Origin of the sequence: Agromyces bauzanensis, assembly GCF_014645655.1 — a bacterium.
Lineage (GTDB): Bacteria > Actinomycetota > Actinomycetes > Actinomycetales > Microbacteriaceae > Agromyces > Agromyces bauzanensis.
This window is the reverse complement of sequence record NZ_BMMD01000006.1, coordinates 78,389-94,266: the sequence shown is the minus strand read 5'-3', so window position 1 is coordinate 94,266 and position 15,878 is coordinate 78,389. Positions and strand designations below refer to the sequence as shown.

Genomic DNA, 15,878 nt, shown 5'->3' with positions numbered 1-15,878 from the left:
GCACTCTCGACTCGAGCGCAACCATCTCCCGACCCGCCCAGCTGAGATGAGGACCGCTTCGCCCTGACATAAGGACCGCTGCGCCCGGGTCGCGGTTTGCCTTCGAGCGAGAACCTGCAGTCGTTCGACGTCGCCGCCGTTGTGCCGCACACTGGATGCATGTGGTGGAGGTTCCTCAAAGCGATCAAGGACCGTGAGCACCGTGTCGCGCCGACTACTTGGGTCGTCGCGATCGCTGCTGTTGTCTACACGTTCGCGCCGATCGATCTGATCCCCGAACTCGTACTCGGCCCATTGGGATTCGCGGACGACATCGGAGTATGGGCCATCTTCGCCGCGCTATTCGCACGCGAACAGCGGCGGTGGCAGGTCGGCCTCGGATCGGAGTAGGCGTCAGAGGGGATCCCCCTGCAGGCGCATCTCGAGCGGGCCCCCGATCCGCTGGCTGGCTACTCGAGCTCGAGAACGTACTCCGTCTCATATTCCGCGTACTGCACCGTGACGGTCACGGGTCGCTCCGTGACCTCGGGCGGGAGTACGAACACGTGCGTCGTCGCGGCCATGTCTGCCGTGCAGGGGTCGTGCGGTGATAGGCCGAACTCGATCTGTACCTCGTCGGCGCCGAGGACTTGGAGCTCGCCGGCAACGGCCGGGCAGCTGCTGCTGCTGCCTACCGTGATCACCCCGAACTCGGTATCGCTGACCCAGCCGACCACCGGGTGGCCGTTGAGCAGATCAGGATCGGGCCCATCCCAGTCCGAGGCCACCCCCTTCACCACCCGGTCGGCCCGAGAGCCGTCCCCGAAGAAGCCGTTGCCTGGCACGCCCGCGGCGCACCCCGTCATCGTCATCAGCCCGGCCAGCACCATCACGCCCACTGCGACATGACCCGGCCCTCGAGCAGCGCGGCGACCCCAACCTGATGCCCTCATGCGGAGATCGTGTCCTGACGGGGCCCGGGTGCGACAACGGAGATCGATTCGTTATGGAGTCGATGCAGACGGTCGGCGCTTGTTGCCCCGGATCCCTCAGTCGTGTCGTCAGAACATGTACTCCGGTCGTATCTCGACGATGGTTTCGAGCTCGAACCGCAATCGTTGGAAAGGAGCGTCGCCGCGCTCGATCCAGCCGTCGGGCGTCGGGCTCCCCTCGTCACGCGAAAGCCAGTCTTCGTTCCTTGATACAGCGCTGTGCTCAGTCTTTCGACAGCGCGCGGGCCGACTCCAGCGCTTCCTCGACGGTGGCGTCCAGGATGTCGGTGACGGCGACTTCGGACTCTCCGAACACGAACGCGCAGAATCGCAGATCGGTGTCGTACCTGAACGCATCCACAACGACGGCCTCTGCTCGCATGTCCCGAACCCTATTCGCCGTGAGCCGATTCACCGACTCGACGCCGCCGCCGCCCACCGCCAAGCGACTGTTCACGGCGCCGTTCATCGCACTCGGCGTCGCCTTGCCGACGCCCGGCCGTGATTTCGACGGCTTGACGTGTCGCCGAGGCATCCGGCCGCTGACGTCGACTAGCCTCGTCCGGTGCCGACCACGACCCACGACTCGAATGGACTCGACCGCTACGGCGACGACGTGCTCGCCGGCGACTGGCGCGCGCGGGGGCGACGCACGATCCCGAAGGTCGCGGCCGAACGCGACCTCGTCGTCGAACTCGCCGGCGACGGGTACGTCGGCGCGGTCGTGGGCCTCGACACGCAGCACGTGGTGCTCGAGGATCGACGCGGCCAGAAGCGGCTCTTCCCACTCGGACACGGTTTCCTGGTCGACGGCGAGGCAGTCGAGCTCGTGCGTCCCCTGCCCACGGCGCCGGCCGGCCGGGCCCGCACGGCGTCAGGCTCCTTCGCCGTGCGCGATGCCCACGCTCGCGTCGCGCTGCCGAGCCGCATCTTCGTCGAGGGCCGGCACGACGCCGAACTCGTCGAGAAGGTGTGGGGGGCGGACCTCCGCATCGAGGGCGTCGTCGTGGAGTACCTCGAGGGCGTCGATGTGCTCGCGGCCCAGCTCGACGAGTTCCGTCCGGGCCCCTGGCGACGCGCGGGCATCCTCGTCGACCACCTCGTTCCGGGCTCGAAGGAGCAGCGCATCGCCGACGCGGTCGCCCGCGGGCCGCACGGTGCGCACGTGCTCGTGGTGGGGCATCCGTTCATCGACATCTGGCAGGCGGTGAAGCCCGCCCGCCTCGGTCGCGACGCGTGGCCCGTGATCCCCCGCGGCACCGAGTGGAAGCACGGCGTCTGCGAGGCGTTCGGGTGGCCGCACGCCGAGCAGGCCGACATCGCGCGGGCGTGGCAGCACATCCTCGGTCGCGTGCGCGGCTACGGCGACCTCGAGCCCGCGCTCCTCGGCCGGGTCGAGGAACTCATCGACTTCGTCACGGCGCCGCTGGAGTCCTGAACCGCAGGCGCTTCGGCGCTCCGAAATGCTGCCAATCCCGACATTCCGGCCGGATGCCGCCGGGCGCGCCGATATGGTTGCTGTCGGCCGCCGAGGCGGCGACGACGTGACGGGGCGAGCGGGCCTGCGCGCGTTCCCGCCGACGATGTGTGGAGCACGATGAACGACGACGAGCAGCGCCTCGGGAGCGCCGCCGACCGGGCCAGGTGGCGCCGGTACCTCGCCGACGAGCGCGCGGAGGCCGCGGTCTATCGCGAGCTCGCCGCACGACGGGAGGGTGAGGAGCGCGAGATCCTCCTCGCGCTCGCCGCCGCCGAGGGCCGCCACGAGGCGCACTGGCTCAGCCTTCTCGGCGATGATGACGACGGACTGCCTCGCGCCGACCTGCGCACACGCATGCTCGGCGCGCTCGCACGACGCTTCGGATCGATCTTCGTGCTCGCGCTCGCGCAGCGCGCCGAGGCCCGCTCGCCGTATGCCAGCGACCCCGACGCCACGGCCGCGATGGCGGCGGACGAGCGAATCCACGGCGAGGTGGTCCGCGGGCTCGCGGCCCGTGGCCGGCGACGACTCGCGGGCACCTTCCGCGCGGCCGTGTTCGGCGCGAATGACGGGCTCGTCTCGAACCTCGCACTCGTGCTGGGCATCGGTGCGACCGGGGTGCCGGCGCCCGTCGTGCTCTTCACCGGGATCGCCGGTCTCCTCGCCGGTGCGCTGTCGATGGGCGCCGGCGAGTACGTCTCGGTGCGCTCGCAGCGCGAGCTGCTGGAGGCATCCGCCCCCGACCCGACGACCGGGGAGGCGCTCGTCGACCTCGACATCGACGCCAACGAGCTCGCGCTCGTCTACCGCGCCCGCGGCATGAGCGAGGAGGAGTCCCGCGAGCACGCGGCGCTCGTGGTCGCGCGTGTGCAGGCCGCCGGGCGGCAGCTGGAGACCGACGCACTCGCGGTGGCGGCGCACGACGACGACGGGGTCGGCACGGGCCTGTCGGCGGCCGTGTCGAGCTTCGCCTTCTTCGCCTCGGGCGCGCTGGTCCCGGTGCTGCCGTGGATCTTCGGCCTGAGCGGCACGACGGCCGTCGTCACCGCCACCGTCCTGGTGGGCATCGCCCTGCTCGCGACCGGCGCCATCGTCGGCCTACTGTCGGGCGCCTCGCCGCTGAAGCGGGCGCTGCGCCAGCTGGGCATCGGCCTGGGCGCGGCGGCCGTCACGTACCTGCTCGGTCTGGCGTTCGGCACCACGCTGGGATGAGCGACGCTCGGCGCCGAGCGGCGCTCAGCCGACGAGCTTGTTCCAGCCGTCGCCGTCGACGTGCTCGAAGATGAGGTTCGTCTCGGTGTGCGCGACCGCCGGATGCCCCGTGAGGTAGGCGACGACGAATTCGCGGAGTTCCTCGGCATCGCGCGCCGCGACGTGGATGAGGTAGTCGTCGGCGCCGGCCATGTGGAAGACCCCGAGCACGCCCGGCAGGTGCGGCGCCTGGGCGCGGAACGCGTCGATCTCACTGCGGTCGTGTTTCACGAGCCGGACGGCGATGAGCGCCTGCAGCGACGCCCCGAGCGCGGCGAGGTCGACGTCGACCCGGTAGCCGCGGATCGTGCCGAGGCTCTGCAGTCGCCGGAGCCGGAGCGATACGGTGGACTCGGCGACGCCGACCTCGGCGGCGAGGGCCGCGCCCGACGCACGGGCGTTCGCCGACAGCGCCTGCAGGAGGGCGCGGTCGACGCGGTCGAGTTCGGGTCGTTGCGCCATCGGTGGCCTCCCGGCATCGTGTCCGCTTTGCAGGAACTTCGAGATTCTGACTCGATTGTACTGATCCTTCGATCAGTTTGCGATTCGTGGCGCATTCTGCTTCATTCGAGGCATGCAGACATCGTCGTCGCAGTTCGAGACCCGCGCCGTCCACGGCGGCATGGATGGGGTCCGGGCGAGCGGTTCCCACGTGCCCGTCATCGACTTCTCCACCACCAACCCGCTCGGGTCGGTGGAGACAGGAGGCCTCTCCTACGAGGAGCTCGCCACGGGCCACGACCTGGGCGAGGGACGCTCGGCCGTCTACCAGCGGCTGTGGCATCCCGGCGTCGCGCGGTTCGAGGAGTCGCTCGCGGGCCTGGAGGGCACCGAGGGTGCCGTCGCATTCTCGAGCGGGATGGCGGCGCTCGCCGCGACGCTCATTGCGACCGCGCGCGCAGCAGGAGACCGCGCGAGTGCTCGCCGAACGACGTGCCGCCCACCCGGGCCCGGGCTCGATCATCGCGCTGGAGCTCGCGGATGGTTACAACGCCGCCGCCCGCTCCACCGAGTCCTGCGAGCTCGTGACCCACGCGGTCTCGCTCGGCGGCTGGACTCGCTGGTGCAGCATCCCGCGTCGCTCACGCACCGGCCGGTGGCCGGAGAGGCGAAGCCCGGAGCCGGAATCGTTCGGATCTCGATCGGCCTCGAACACGTCGAGGACATGCCGCCGGCGTCTCCGCCGACCCGTTCGAGCACGCGCATCGAGCCCAGGCGCTCGCGTTCGCGGAAGTCCCCGTTTCCGACCGCGCGGTGGAAGACGCGATACGGAGCCTGTCCCCCGTCCGCCGGATCTGTGAAGACGTCGTGGATCACGAGCGCGCCTTCCGCCATGACTCAGCGCGGCCAGCCCTCGTAGTCGTTGTTCGCGTGCTCGTCGGTGTGCCCGCCGTCGATGAATACGGGCGAGAGGGGGGTGCGCACAGTGCGGAGACCGTCGTCGAACGACCGACGATCGCGACGACCTGTTCGTCGAGCCCCGCAGACACGAGGGTGCGCCGGAACTCGCCGAGCGTGTCCAACCGCCCGCTCGACTCGTCGACGAGCGCGACATCGTGGTAGTCCCATCCCGGCCGGTTCTCCTCCAGCCGCGTCACCGGTGCCCGGCCGGCAGCCGGCCCGTCCGGGCCGTCCGCGGTGCTTCAGTGTTCGGCTCCGAAGAACCGGGAGAGCGCGACCGCGGTGCCGGTCGCGCCTGCCGTGAACGCGATTCCGGTGCCCAAGTCGCGCCGCACTCCGCGCAGCACCAGTGCTGCGGCCATCGCATTCAGCGAACTCCATGCGACGTTGACCCAGGGCGCCGAGAGGCCGACCCCCGGCGGCGCGGCGAACGGCGTCGGGAACGACCGCCCGGAGATGCCGTTGATCCCGTGCGGGATGGCGTTGGCCAGCAGCGCGCCCCCGAGCGTCGCCCTGACGAGATGTGAAACGCCGGCCATGGGCGTGTCCTCCTATCGGCGTCATCGCAACCGAGCTGCGCGTGAATCGGTCGGCCCGACGGGCGTCCCGCGGGTCAGTGCGGCGCCGGCGTCGTTGCCGACAGCGCCGAACTCTCACGATCATCCTCCCCCGCTGCAGGATCGGGAGCGAACTCTTTGGCAAAGTAACGCACGTCGGCGCCCTTGCCAGGGCGCTCGTACGACGTAGGAGTTGTGATGAGCGCGAAGTCCACTGAGCCGACGTTCACNATCTTCGTGGCCGTGCGCGACGGCATCTGGTACGACCCGTACATGATTCCCGCGGCAGACGGCGACTTCCGCGCGAGCGTCGTGGCCACGACCACGCGCGCGTATTGCGTGCCCAAGGCCGTGCTTCTGACGGCTGCAGCCCGCGCGGCGGGAATTCCCGCCCGACTCGGTTTCGCCGATGTGCGCAATCACCTGCAGACCGACACGCTGCGGGAGAAGATGCAAGGCAGCGACCTGTTCCCCTGGCACGGCTACACCGAGACGCTGATCGACGGTCGCTGGGTCAAGGCGACTCCGGCGTTCAACGCCGAGCTGTGCGCGCGGTTCGGCGTGGAGCCGCTCGAGTTTGACGGCGTCCATGACGCCGTCCTGCATCCATTCTCGGGGGACGGCTCTGAATACATGGAATACATCCAAGACCATGGCTGGTTCGCCGATCTGCCCCTTGATCGGATATTCGCCTCGTACGAAGGATTCCGCTTCGACGACAGCGACAAGATCGTCGATCAGAAGTTCGCGTGCCCGGGCACGGATTCCGCTCGGAGGGCAGCAGGTCGTATCGCTGAACCGACCGGTTCAACGATAGGTCAATCCGACCGAGGCTGAGGCGGCGCTGCCGCGGTTCCGCCCGGTCGGGACGAATCTCGGACAGACCGCGTGGCGGTCATTCGTCCTGTGGTCTGCATCGACCGGCTCACGTTGGGATGTCGCGGATGGCGGATGGGGGCGACGCGACAACCCGGCCACTGGTCCGCCCGGGATTCCGTCACTCCGATGCGGACGGCCGCCCACCCGGATGCGGCGGCGCCGGAGCCGTCGACGGAAGCTCAGAGCTGCTTGCGCCGGTCGCGAGCGGCGGGTTCCGGATGCCGATCCAGGAGATCGCACCCCCGACGACGAGGAACGCGGCGACGGCGATCGCGGCGCGATGGTACCCGTCGAGGTCGAGCTGCGCACCGACGATGGCGCCGATGCTCGCCACCGCGAGGAGTCCCGCGATGCGAGCGACGGCGTTGTTCACGGCCGATCCGATGCCGGCACGTGCAGGATCCACCGCTCCGAGGATCGCGGAGGTGAGCGGTGCCACCGTCATCGCCATGCCGAGTCCGGCCACCAGGATGCCCGGGAGGAACTGCAGCCAGTAGTCCAGCTCGCGTTGAACGGTGAGCGTGAGCAGGTAGCCTGCCGCGACGGTGATCGGTCCGAGTGTCATGAGGATGCGCGGTCCCCACCGCGTCGACCGCTCGCCGAACCATGAACCGAGCAGCACGAGCATCACCGTCGGAGGCAACGTCGCGAGTCCGGCGAGCGTTGCCGAGAATCCCCCGGTCTCCTGCAGGAAGATGGTCATCACGAACGGGCCGAGCGCGAATGACGCGTAGATGAAGAACGTCGCGAGGTTGCCCGCCGCGAAGTTGCGGGCGCCGAAGAGGCTCAGCGGCAGCATCGGCTGCGGTGCGCGGTGCTCCCACCACACGAACGCGACGAGCGCAGCGATTCCCGCAATGAGGGGCACGAGCACGACCGGCGAGCCCCACCCGAATCGGCCGCACTCGATGAGCGCGAAGACCGTACCACCGAGGCCCGCCACGCCGAGCGCGGCACCTGTCCAGTCGATGCGCTCCCGATACGGGTTCGGCTCGTCACGGCCGAGCGCACGCATGACGATCAACACGACCGCGATCGGCAGCAAGTTGATCCAGAACACGAGCCGCCACGACACGAGGTCGACGAGCACGCCGCCGAACAGCGGCCCCACGAGGAAGGCGGCGGTCGTCCACGCCGTCCACCGTCCGATCGCGCGGCCCTGCTCGGCGTGCGGGAACGTGGAGATGATGAGGGCCAGCGAGCTCGGCACGAGCAGCGCCCCAGCCGCACCCTGCAGGGCGCGGGCGAGCACGAACAACACACCGTCGGGCGCGAGCGCGCAGAGCATCGACGTCGCGGCGAAGCCGTACAACCCGAAGCGGATGACGCGCAGCCGCCCGAACGAGTCCGAGAGCGACCCGGCGAGAAGGATCAGGGACCCGAGCGTGAGCAGGTACGCGTCCACCGCCCACTGCTGCAGCGCCAACCCGCCGCCGAACTCGGCCGCGAGGGCCGGCAGCGCCACGTTGATGACCGCGCCATCGAGGAAGGCGATGAACGAGACCACGATGGCGACGACGAGCACGCGGGTGCGGCGGTCCATGCGGCCATGCTCGCACACGAGCGGATGTCGCCGGGGCCGTCGTCGCGGCATCCGATGCTCGTATCTTCAGCGACTCCCGAGCCGCTTGCGCAGGAACTCGATCCGCGCCTGCAGCTGCGTGACCGTCGCCTGGGCGACCGGCGGCCCGCCGCAGATGCGGCGGAGCTCGGCGTGCACCTGCGAGTGCGGCGCGCCGGTCTGGCGAGCCCAGAGCCCGACGAGGCTGTTGAGCAGCGAACGCTGCTCCTTGAGGGTGCGGTAGAGGGCGACCGGCTCGGGTCGCTCATCCTCGTGCTCGAGCACGTGCTTGCGCCGCTCCCCCGCGCGGCGCGCCTGCCGGGCCTGGCGGTGTCGGAGGAGCTCGGAGACCTGCTCGGGTTCGAGGATGCCGGGGATGCCGATGAAGTCGTACTCCTCGTCGGTGCCGGGCTCGGCGAGCGTGCCGAACTCGGTGCCGTCGTAGAGCACGCGATCGAACGAGGCATCCGACCCGATGGCCTCCCACGTGCCGAGGCCGGCCTCCTCGGACGCGCGCTCCTCGCGATTGGCGGACTCGAGGAGGCTGTCGTCGAGCCCGTCGTCGGAGTCGCCGCCGCGACGGTCGAGGGCGTGGTCGCGCTCCAGCTCGAGCTGGGCGGCGAGGTTCATGAGGGTCGCCACGTTGGGCAGGAACACCGACGCGGTCTCGCCGCGACGCCGCGCCCGCACGAACCGGCCGATCGCCTGCGCGAAGAACAGCGGTGTCGACGCGCTGGTGGCGTACACGCCCACGGCGAGGCGCGGCACGTCGACACCCTCGGAGACCATGCGCACTGCGACCATCCACCGACGCGTGTTGTTCGAGAACTCCTCGATGCGCGTGCTCGCCTCCTTCTCGTCGGAGAGCACGACGGTCACGGACTCCCCGCAGATCCTCTCGAGGATCTGAGCGTAGGCGCGCGCCATCGACTGATCGGTCGCGATGACCAGGCCGCCCGCGTCGGGGATGCCGTGCCGCACCTCGGTGAGACGACGGTCGGCGGAGGCGAGCACGGCGGGGATCCACTCCCCGGTGGGCTCGAGCGCGGTGCGCCACGCCGACGAGGTGATGTCCTTCGTGTTGTCCTCGCCGAGCTTCGCCTCCATCTCGTCGCCGGCCTTCGTGCGCCAGCGCATGTGGCCGGCGTAGACCATGAACAGCACCGGACGCACGACGCCGTCGGCCAGCGCCCGGCCGTAGCCGTAGTCGTAGTCGGTCTTCGAGAGCCGCACGCCGTGCGCGTCGGGTTCGTAGCGCACGAACGGGATCGGCGCCGTGTCGGAGCGGAACGGCGTGCCCGTGAGCGAGAGCCGCTTGGTCGCCGGTTCGAACGCCTCGCGGATCGCATCGCCCCACGACAGCGTGTCGCCACCGTGGTGCACCTCGTCGAGGATCACGAGAGTGCGCCCCGAGAGCGTGAGCTCCCGGTGCAACGTCGGCCGCATGGCGACCTGGGCGTATGTCACCGCGACGCCGTGGAAGTGCCGCGCGCTCTGCCCGTGCGCGTTGCGGAACCCGGGATCGAGCCGGATGCCCGCGCGTGCCGCGGCATCCGCCCACTGCCGCTTCAGGTGGTCGGTGGGTGCGACCACCGTGATGCGGTCGATGACCCGCCGCGCCCGGAGCTCGGCGGCCAGCCGCAGCGCGAAGGTCGTCTTGCCGGCGCCCGGCGTGGCGGCCGCGAGGAAGTCGCGGGGCATCTCGGCGAGGTACTGTTCGAGGGCTTCGGCCTGCCACGCACGGAGCTTGCTCGCCGTTCCCCTGGGCGCGCGCGCTGGGAACGAGGGCGGAAGGTGTTCGGCGGCCGATGTGCCCGGCAGGTGGCCGGAGGGGGTCGCATTGTTCACTGGATCCGAGCGTAGCGGAGGGCTCCGACATCCTCGAACCGCTGCGCGGCCGGGACCGGCGGCGCAGCTGCGGAAGCGGCACAATGGACGCATGGTCACGCAGCAGCATCCCTGGTCGCGCTATGTCGCCATCGGCGACTCGTTCACCGAGGGCATCGGCGACCCCGAGCCCGGCGTGCCGGGCGGTCACCGCGGATGGGCCGACCGCGTCGCCGAAGTGCTCTCCCGCGGCACCGAGGACTTCGCCTACGCGAACCTCGCCATCCGCGGTCGGCTGATCAGGCAGATCATCGACGAGCAGGTCGAGCCCGCCCTCGAGCTGCATCCCGACCTCATCACGATCTCAGCCGGCGGCAACGACGTCATCCGGCCGCGCACCGACCCCGACGAGATCGCCGCGCGCTTCGATCACGCCATCGAGCGGCTCTCGCGTGACCGGGCGACGATCGTGCTGTTCACGGGCGTCGACGTGGGCTTCTCCCCCGTCTTCCGCGGAATCCGCGGCAAGGTCGCGATCTACAACGAGAACCTGCGCGCCATCGCCCAGAAGCACGACTGCATCGTGGCCGACCAGTGGGCCCTCACCGAGATCCAGGACCAGCGAATGTGGGCGCCCGACCGGCTGCACCTCAACCCGCTGGGACACCACACGGTCGCCCGCATGGTGCTCGCGGCGCTCAACGTCGAGAACGACCTCGAGCCCATGAAGCCCGAGCCGCTGCCGACGAGCACGTGGCGGCAGGCCCGCGTCGAAGACCTCTCGTGGGCGCGCGAGTACCTCGTGCCGTGGGTGCTGCGCCGCATCCGCCACCAGTCGTCGGGCGACTTCGTCTCGGCCAAGCGCCCAGAGGCCGGGCCCTACTCACTGCCTGACTGAGCCTCGCGCGCCGCGTCGAGCGCACCGGGGTTGGTGAGCCGCCACCACGTGCCGGGGTCGGCGAGAGCCGCGTCGAGCACGAGCGGCACGGTGATCTCCCGGGCGCCGGCGCGCACGATGGCCGTGCCGACCTCGGCGCCGCGCGCGGCGAGCGTCACGGGTTCGGCGTGCACCTCCACGTCGACCGGCGTGTCGTTCCAGACGACGACGGATGCCGCGGCCGTCGTGCGCGCACGGGCCGTGTCGCCCCACGGCGTCGCGTATTCGGCGAGCGTCTGGTTCGCCTCGAGCGGCGCGACCTCGTGGAATCCCGGGGCGATCGAGTCAAGGAGTGCCGCGATCGCGTCGTTCAGCACGGCATGCGTCTCACCGCCGAGAAGCACGCCCACGATCGTCACCGAGGTGGAGCCGACCGGCACGTCGGCCGAGAAGAGCAGGTTGGCGGCGTCATCGGTCGTGCCGGTCTTGATGCCGTCGACGCCGTGCGTGCCGAGGAGCCTGTTCGAGTTCTTCAGCGCCCCCAGCTCGGGGATGTCGACCGCGGGCGTCGCCACGATCTCGGCCAGCACGGGGTTCGTGAGGGCGATCTCGCCGAGCCGCACGAGGTCTGCGGCCGTCGACACGTTGTCGAGCGAGAGGCCGCTCGTGTCGACGAGGCGCGTGCTCGCGAGTCCGTGCTCGACGAGCCACGCGTTGGCGCGCTCGACGAGCGTGTCGACCGAGCCGAACCCCCAGTTCGCGAGCGAGATCGCGTAGTTGTTGCCCGACGGCAGCAGCATCGCCTCGAGGCTCTCGCGCAGCGTCAGCGTCGCGCCGGGCAGGACGGGTGCGACCGAGCCGTTCTGGGCGACCATGTCCCAGTAGATGTCGACGTCGGCGTCGGTGTAGGCGATCTCAGGTCCGCCCTCGCCGGGCGCGATCGGGTGGGCCTCGAGGAGCACGAGCGCCGTGACGACCTTCGTGATGCTCGCGATGGGCACGGACGCCGCCTCCTCACCGGCGGCGAGGAGCCCGTCGAACCCGACCGCGCCGACCGCGTAGCTGCCGAACCCCGGGAGTCTCAGCTGCTGCGGTGCAGCGGCAACGGGCTCGGGGTCGGTGACGGCCGGCGTCGCCGCCGGGATGGGCGCCCCGAGCGCGTCGGCGGTGTAGACCGCGCCCGTCGCGATGAGCGCGAGCACCAGCGCGAGCGCGCCGAACACGACGATCCGGCGGCGGCGGTAGACCTTGGCGCGATCGATGCGCGGGTCCCGGTCAGGCATGTGCGGCCTCCCGGTCGACGGCGAGGGCGTACAGCACCACGGCGGCGGCGGCCGCGACGTTCAGCGAGTCGACGCCGTGCGCCATCGGGATCGTGACCACCCGGTCGGCGACTTCGAGCACGCGGCGGCTGAGGCCATCGCCCTCGGCGCCGAACACGAGGGCGAGCCGCTCGGGCGGGTTCGCCGCGAGGTCCCGCAACGACACCGCGTCGTCGGCGAGGGCGAGCGCGGCGACTGAGAAGCCGTGGGCGTGGAGCATCCATTCCGCCTCGGGCCACTCGGGCAGGCGGGTCCACGGAACCTGGAACACGGTGCCCATGCTCACCCGAACGCTGCGACGGTAGAGCGGATCGGCGCAGCGCGGACTGACGAGCACGGCATCGGCGCCGAGCGCGGCGACGCTTCGGAAGATCGCGCCGACGTTGGTGTGGTCGACGATGTCCTCGAGCACCACGACCCGTCGCGCACCCCTGAGGAGCTCGACCGGATCAGGCAGCACGGGCCGCTCGAAGGCCGCGAGAGCGCCCCGGTGCACGCGGTAGCCCGTGATCGCTTCGAGCTGGTCGGGGTCGGCGAGATGCACGGGTACGTCGAACGGCGCGAGGTCGGGCTCCAGCCCGTCCAGCCACTTCTCCTCCATGAGCACCGACCGCGGCCGGTGGCCCGCGCGGATCGCCCGGCGGATGACCTTCGCGGATTCGGCGATGTACAGGCCTGCCGCGGGCTCGTGCGCGCTGCGGAGCGAGACGTCGGTGAGCCGGGCGTAATCGGCCACCTCGTCGGATGCCGCGTCGCGGACTCGTTCGATGTGCATGGGTCTCCTCCACACCAGCCTGCCAGTAGCACGAAACAAACCGGAAAACCGACGCGTTTACACTGAGGGACACAGCCGAAGGGAGATCCACGTGGCAACTGGCCTGGAAGCTCCGCCGCTGACCGACGAACTGCTTGACGAGGCGGTCTCGCTCATGCGCGGCGCGCACGTCGCCGTGCTCACGGGCGCCGGCGTCTCGACCGACTCCGGCATCCCCGACTACCGCGGCGAAGGCGCGCCCGTGCGCACGCCCATGACCTTCCAGACCTTCCTCGCCTCCGAGACGGCGCGCAAGCGCTACTGGGCGGGCAGCCACCTCGGCTGGCGGAACTTCGCCGCCGCCGAACCCAACTCGGGGCATCGCGCGCTCGCCGAGCTCGAGCTGCACGGGGTCGTGCCGGGCGTGGTCACGCAGAACGTCGACGGCCTGCACCGTCGCGCGGGCAGCCGCCACGTCGTCGAGCTGCACGGCGGCATGGACCGCGTGCGCTGCCTCACCTGCGGCCAGCACTACGCCCGGCAGGCGATCGCCGACCGGCTCGCCAGTCTCAACCCGCTCGTCGACCTCGACACCGCGATCCGTCCGGCGCCCGACGGCGACGTCGAGGTGGACGACGTCGGGTCGATGGCGATCCCCGCGTGCACGGTGTGCGGCGGCGTGCTGAAGCCCGATGTCGTGTTCTTCGGCGAGTTCGTGCCGACCGACACGTTCCACGCGGCCTCCTCCCTCGTGCGAGGCTCCGACACGCTGCTCGTAGCCGGCTCCTCGCTCGTCGTCAACTCGGGCATCCGCCTCATCGAGTTCGCCCGCCGGCGCCGCATGCCGATCATCGTGGTCAACCGCGGCGTGACCAAGGGCGACAGCCGGGCGACCGTCAAGATCGACGGCGGCGCCAGCGAGACGCTCACCGCCATGGCCGACGCCCTGCTGCGCTGAGCCGAGTGCGTGCCGGGTCGCTCCAGGCCTTGGCCGCGGTCAGGCGCGCACCCGGCCCCGGCGACCCCGCCGCCGTCGGCTCCCCGGCCCCACCGAGCGTCGCATGAGGTCGAGCAGCTTCTCGGCCGACGACGCCCAGTCGTAGCGGGCGGCCACCTCGACGGATGCCGCGGAGCGCAGCTCCCACTCCCCGTCGCGCTCGAGCGCCCACAGCGCGCCGACGAGCGACTCGGGGCTGGCCGGGTCGAAGTACAGCGCTGCGTCGCCGCCGATCTCGCGGAAGATCGGAATGTCGCTGACCACCACGGGCGTGCCGAACCGCATGGCTTCCACGAGCGGGATGCCGAACCCCTCGGCACGGGACGCGTGCACGAGGGCGGTCGCGCCGGCGAGCAGCTCGGCGTACGCGGCATCCGTCACCCCGTCGTGGAAGACGAGCCGTGCCTGCGGGGCGAGCCGCGTGAGCCGGGTGCGCTCGTCTGGGCTGATGCGGCTGGCGAGGTGCAGCTCGTGGTCGGGCAGGGCGGCGACGGCCCGCACGAGCGTGTCGACGTTCTTGTACGGCATGTATGAGCCCATGTACACGAGCCGCTTGCCCTCGGGTCGCACGCGCGGCAGCGCCGGTGCGCCCAGGTCGTCGGCCGCGTTCGGCACCACGGTGACGGGCCGGTCGGTGAGGTGGTGCTCGCGGATGAGGCCGGCGGTGGTCTCGGAGACGGTGACGACCGCATCGGCCCGGTTCAGGAGCATCCGCTGCGGCCACCAGGCGAGGTGGTACAGGCGCCAGAGCAGGCGCACGGGTGCGGGGAGGTCGTGCGGCGGCGTGCGATTCTCGTAGTAGATGAGGTCGTGCAGGGTCAGCAGCAGCTTGTAGTCGCGACCCCACGAGCCCATGGTCTGCATGGGCGTGAACACGAGATCGGGGCGGAGCTTGCGCACCTGCAACGCGACGAGCGGCTCGCGGATGCTCGTGGGCGAGCTCACGAGCTGCCACGGCAGCGGCGGCAGCTTCTCGAGCTGGCGGTGGTCGCTGATGAGCATGGTCAGCGGATGCCGCGAGCCGAGCTCCGTGACGATGCCCGCGGTGAACCGGCTGATGCCGTCGTGCTGCCCGACGCGGACGTAGCGGCAGTCGACGACGAGCCTCACGCCCGCGCTCCAGAGCGCAGGAACCGCAGGATGCGCGCGGCCGCGTCGCCGGGCGTCTCGTAGTGGATCAGGTGCCCGACCTCGGGGATGACCTCGAGCTTCGCATCGGCGAACAGCGTGACGAGGCGGCGCTGCGCCTCGATGGGCGTGACGTCGTCGCGCTCGGCGGCCACGAGCAGGGTGGGAACGCGGATGTCGCGGGCGAACTCGCTGACGTCGTGGCTCACCGACGCGCGGAACGCCTCGAGCACCGCGTCGCGGTCGCCGAACGCCGAGAAGTAGCGATCGTGCTGGTCGTGGATCCAGCGGCGGAGCGTCTTCGACCGGGTCTTCGCCATCGTGACGCTCATGACCCGCACGATCGCGCCGTTCCGCAGCAGTGCGAATCCGGCCCGTTCGGGGAGCGCGGCCGCGGTGCGGTAGTACAGCACGGCGAGCCGCGTCATCACCGCGCGCGGGCCCTCGAGGGCGGGTGCGCCGATGGGATTCACGAGCACGAGGCGCTCGGGAGCGAGGCCACGCGCGACGGCGGCGGCCGCCACGATGGAGCCGAACGAGTGGCCGAGCAGCACGTAGGGGCCGGTGATGCCGACGACGTCGATGAACGCCGCGAGCCAGTCGGCGTACGCCTCGATGTCGTGCGGGCGGCCGGCGAACGTCGCCGATTCGCCGAAGCCCGGCAGGTCGGGCGAGACGATGCGGAACCCGGGCAGCTGGGCGACGACCGGCTCGAGGCCGTGGTGGTCACCGCGGAAGCCGTGCACGAGCACGAGCACCGGGGCATCCGCCGGTCCGTACTCCCACCACGCGGTCTCGGTGCCGGCGACGTCGACACGGTGCCTGCGCACGGGGATGCGAGCGAGCTGCTCGGCGTACGGGGAGGCGATCATC

The 15,878-nt window shown here is 70.9% G+C and carries 17 protein-coding genes; 7 read left to right on the top strand and 10 right to left on the bottom strand.

Annotation, left to right across the window (positions count from 1 at the left end):
* Positions 1 to 159 precede the first annotated feature (159 nt).
* A complete protein-coding gene (locus IEX31_RS07110) occupies positions 160 to 390 on the top strand; it encodes a YkvA family protein (RefSeq protein ID WP_188742736.1) in 231 nt (76 codons plus the stop codon).
* A 59-nt stretch (positions 391 to 449) separates the two neighbouring features.
* Here the strand turns inward: IEX31_RS07110 and IEX31_RS07105 are convergent, their stop codons facing one another.
* A complete protein-coding gene (locus IEX31_RS07105; RefSeq protein WP_188742735.1) occupies positions 450 to 878 on the bottom strand; it encodes a hypothetical protein in 429 nt (142 codons plus the stop codon).
* Between the two features lie 316 nt (positions 879 to 1,194).
* On the bottom strand, positions 1,195 to 1,440 hold the full coding sequence (locus IEX31_RS07100) for a hypothetical protein (RefSeq protein ID WP_188742734.1): 246 nt from the start codon (positions 1,438 to 1,440) through the stop codon (positions 1,195 to 1,197).
* A gap of 96 nt (positions 1,441 to 1,536) precedes the next feature.
* Here IEX31_RS07100 and IEX31_RS07095 point away from each other — a divergent pair, with 96 nt between their 5' ends.
* Positions 1,537 to 2,409, top strand: coding sequence for a DUF3097 domain-containing protein (locus tag IEX31_RS07095; RefSeq protein ID WP_188742733.1), 873 nt, complete (start codon positions 1,537 to 1,539; stop codon positions 2,407 to 2,409).
* Between the two features lie 159 nt (positions 2,410 to 2,568).
* Positions 2,569 to 3,663, top strand: coding sequence for a VIT1/CCC1 transporter family protein (locus tag IEX31_RS07090; protein ID WP_188742732.1), 1,095 nt, complete (start codon positions 2,569 to 2,571; stop codon positions 3,661 to 3,663).
* 24 nt (positions 3,664 to 3,687) lie between these two features.
* On the opposite strand, the gene IEX31_RS07085 is transcribed toward IEX31_RS07090, so the two are convergent.
* Complete coding sequence (locus tag IEX31_RS07085) at positions 3,688 to 4,164, bottom strand: Lrp/AsnC family transcriptional regulator (RefSeq protein ID WP_188742731.1); 477 nt, start codon at positions 4,162 to 4,164, stop codon at positions 3,688 to 3,690.
* 112 nt (positions 4,165 to 4,276) lie between these two features.
* Here IEX31_RS07085 and IEX31_RS19535 point away from each other — a divergent pair, with 112 nt between their 5' ends.
* Entirely contained in the window at positions 4,277 to 5,062 is a 786-nt protein-coding gene (locus tag IEX31_RS19535) for a PLP-dependent transferase (RefSeq protein ID WP_373285506.1), read from the top strand.
* Between the two features lie 283 nt (positions 5,063 to 5,345).
* Here the strand turns inward: IEX31_RS19535 and IEX31_RS07075 are convergent, their stop codons facing one another.
* Positions 5,346 to 5,642 carry a hypothetical protein gene (locus IEX31_RS07075; protein WP_188742730.1) on the bottom strand — a complete coding sequence of 99 codons (297 nt, stop codon included), beginning with the start codon at positions 5,640 to 5,642 and terminating at the stop codon, positions 5,346 to 5,348.
* Positions 5,643 to 5,858: 216 nt separating this feature from the next.
* Between IEX31_RS07075 and IEX31_RS07070 the strand changes: the two genes are divergently transcribed.
* Positions 5,859 to 6,497: a transglutaminase domain-containing protein gene (locus tag IEX31_RS07070; protein ID WP_188742729.1), complete on the top strand. Its 639-nt coding sequence runs from the start codon at positions 5,859 to 5,861 to the stop codon at positions 6,495 to 6,497.
* A gap of 160 nt (positions 6,498 to 6,657) precedes the next feature.
* Here the strand turns inward: IEX31_RS07070 and IEX31_RS07065 are convergent, their stop codons facing one another.
* Positions 6,658 to 8,082, bottom strand: a complete 1,425-nt coding sequence (locus IEX31_RS07065; RefSeq protein WP_188742728.1) for an MFS transporter — start codon at positions 8,080 to 8,082, stop codon at positions 6,658 to 6,660.
* A 66-nt stretch (positions 8,083 to 8,148) separates the two neighbouring features.
* A complete protein-coding gene (locus tag IEX31_RS07060; protein WP_229662167.1) occupies positions 8,149 to 9,948 on the bottom strand; it encodes a DEAD/DEAH box helicase in 1,800 nt (599 codons plus the stop codon).
* 91 nt (positions 9,949 to 10,039) lie between these two features.
* On the opposite strand from IEX31_RS07060, the gene IEX31_RS07055 reads away from it, so the two are divergent.
* The gene (locus IEX31_RS07055; RefSeq protein ID WP_188742727.1) at positions 10,040 to 10,825 is read left to right on the top strand and encodes an SGNH/GDSL hydrolase family protein; all 786 of its coding nucleotides are present in this window, start codon (positions 10,040 to 10,042) and stop codon (positions 10,823 to 10,825) included.
* Here IEX31_RS07055 and IEX31_RS07050 read toward each other — a convergent pair.
* Entirely contained in the window at positions 10,807 to 12,087 is a 1,281-nt protein-coding gene (locus IEX31_RS07050; protein ID WP_188742726.1) for a D-alanyl-D-alanine carboxypeptidase family protein, read from the bottom strand. The two genes, IEX31_RS07055 and IEX31_RS07050, sit on opposite strands and share 19 nt — an antisense overlap.
* Complete coding sequence (locus IEX31_RS07045) at positions 12,080 to 12,901, bottom strand: TrmH family RNA methyltransferase (RefSeq protein WP_188742725.1); 822 nt, start codon at positions 12,899 to 12,901, stop codon at positions 12,080 to 12,082. Before IEX31_RS07045 ends, IEX31_RS07050 begins: the two co-directional genes overlap by 8 nt.
* A gap of 154 nt (positions 12,902 to 13,055) precedes the next feature.
* Between IEX31_RS07045 and IEX31_RS07040 the strand changes: the two genes are divergently transcribed.
* A complete protein-coding gene (locus IEX31_RS07040; RefSeq protein WP_188742803.1) occupies positions 13,056 to 13,838 on the top strand; it encodes a Sir2 family NAD-dependent protein deacetylase in 783 nt (260 codons plus the stop codon).
* 39 nt (positions 13,839 to 13,877) lie between these two features.
* On the opposite strand, the gene IEX31_RS07035 is transcribed toward IEX31_RS07040, so the two are convergent.
* Positions 13,878 to 14,987 (bottom strand): glycosyltransferase family 4 protein, encoded by a 1,110-nt coding sequence (locus IEX31_RS07035; RefSeq protein WP_188742724.1) that lies wholly within the window; start codon positions 14,985 to 14,987, stop codon positions 13,878 to 13,880.
* Positions 14,984 to 15,877, bottom strand: coding sequence for an alpha/beta fold hydrolase (locus IEX31_RS07030; RefSeq protein WP_188742723.1), 894 nt, complete (start codon positions 15,875 to 15,877; stop codon positions 14,984 to 14,986). The genes IEX31_RS07035 and IEX31_RS07030 overlap by 4 nt, the downstream gene beginning before the upstream one ends.
* Position 15,878: the final 1 nt, after the last annotated feature.

Bases quoted from the DNA above. Each gene is read 5' to 3' on its own strand.
- IEX31_RS07110 (WP_188742736.1), top strand. From the start codon at position 160: ATGTGGTGGAGGTTCCTCAAAGCGATCAAGGACCGTGAGCACCGTGTC.
- IEX31_RS07100 (WP_188742734.1), bottom strand. From the start codon at position 1,440: ATGAACGGCGCCGTGAACAGTCGCTTGGCGGTGGGCGGCGGCGGCGTC.
- IEX31_RS07090 (WP_188742732.1), top strand. From the start codon at position 2,569: ATGAACGACGACGAGCAGCGCCTCGGGAGCGCCGCCGACCGGGCCAGG.
- IEX31_RS07085 (WP_188742731.1), bottom strand. From the start codon at position 4,164: ATGGCGCAACGACCCGAACTCGACCGCGTCGACCGCGCCCTCCTGCAG.
- IEX31_RS19535 (WP_373285506.1), top strand. From the start codon at position 4,277: ATGCAGACATCGTCGTCGCAGTTCGAGACCCGCGCCGTCCACGGCGGC.
- IEX31_RS07075 (WP_188742730.1), bottom strand. From the start codon at position 5,642: ATGGCCGGCGTTTCACATCTCGTCAGGGCGACGCTCGGGGGCGCGCTG.
- IEX31_RS07065 (WP_188742728.1), bottom strand. From the start codon at position 8,082: ATGGACCGCCGCACCCGCGTGCTCGTCGTCGCCATCGTGGTCTCGTTC.
- IEX31_RS07055 (WP_188742727.1), top strand. From the start codon at position 10,040: ATGGTCACGCAGCAGCATCCCTGGTCGCGCTATGTCGCCATCGGCGAC.
- IEX31_RS07050 (WP_188742726.1), bottom strand. From the start codon at position 12,087: ATGCCTGACCGGGACCCGCGCATCGATCGCGCCAAGGTCTACCGCCGC.
- IEX31_RS07045 (WP_188742725.1), bottom strand. From the start codon at position 12,901: ATGCACATCGAACGAGTCCGCGACGCGGCATCCGACGAGGTGGCCGAT.
- IEX31_RS07040 (WP_188742803.1), top strand. From the start codon at position 13,056: ATGCGCGGCGCGCACGTCGCCGTGCTCACGGGCGCCGGCGTCTCGACC.
- IEX31_RS07030 (WP_188742723.1), bottom strand. From the start codon at position 15,877: ATGATCGCCTCCCCGTACGCCGAGCAGCTCGCTCGCATCCCCGTGCGC.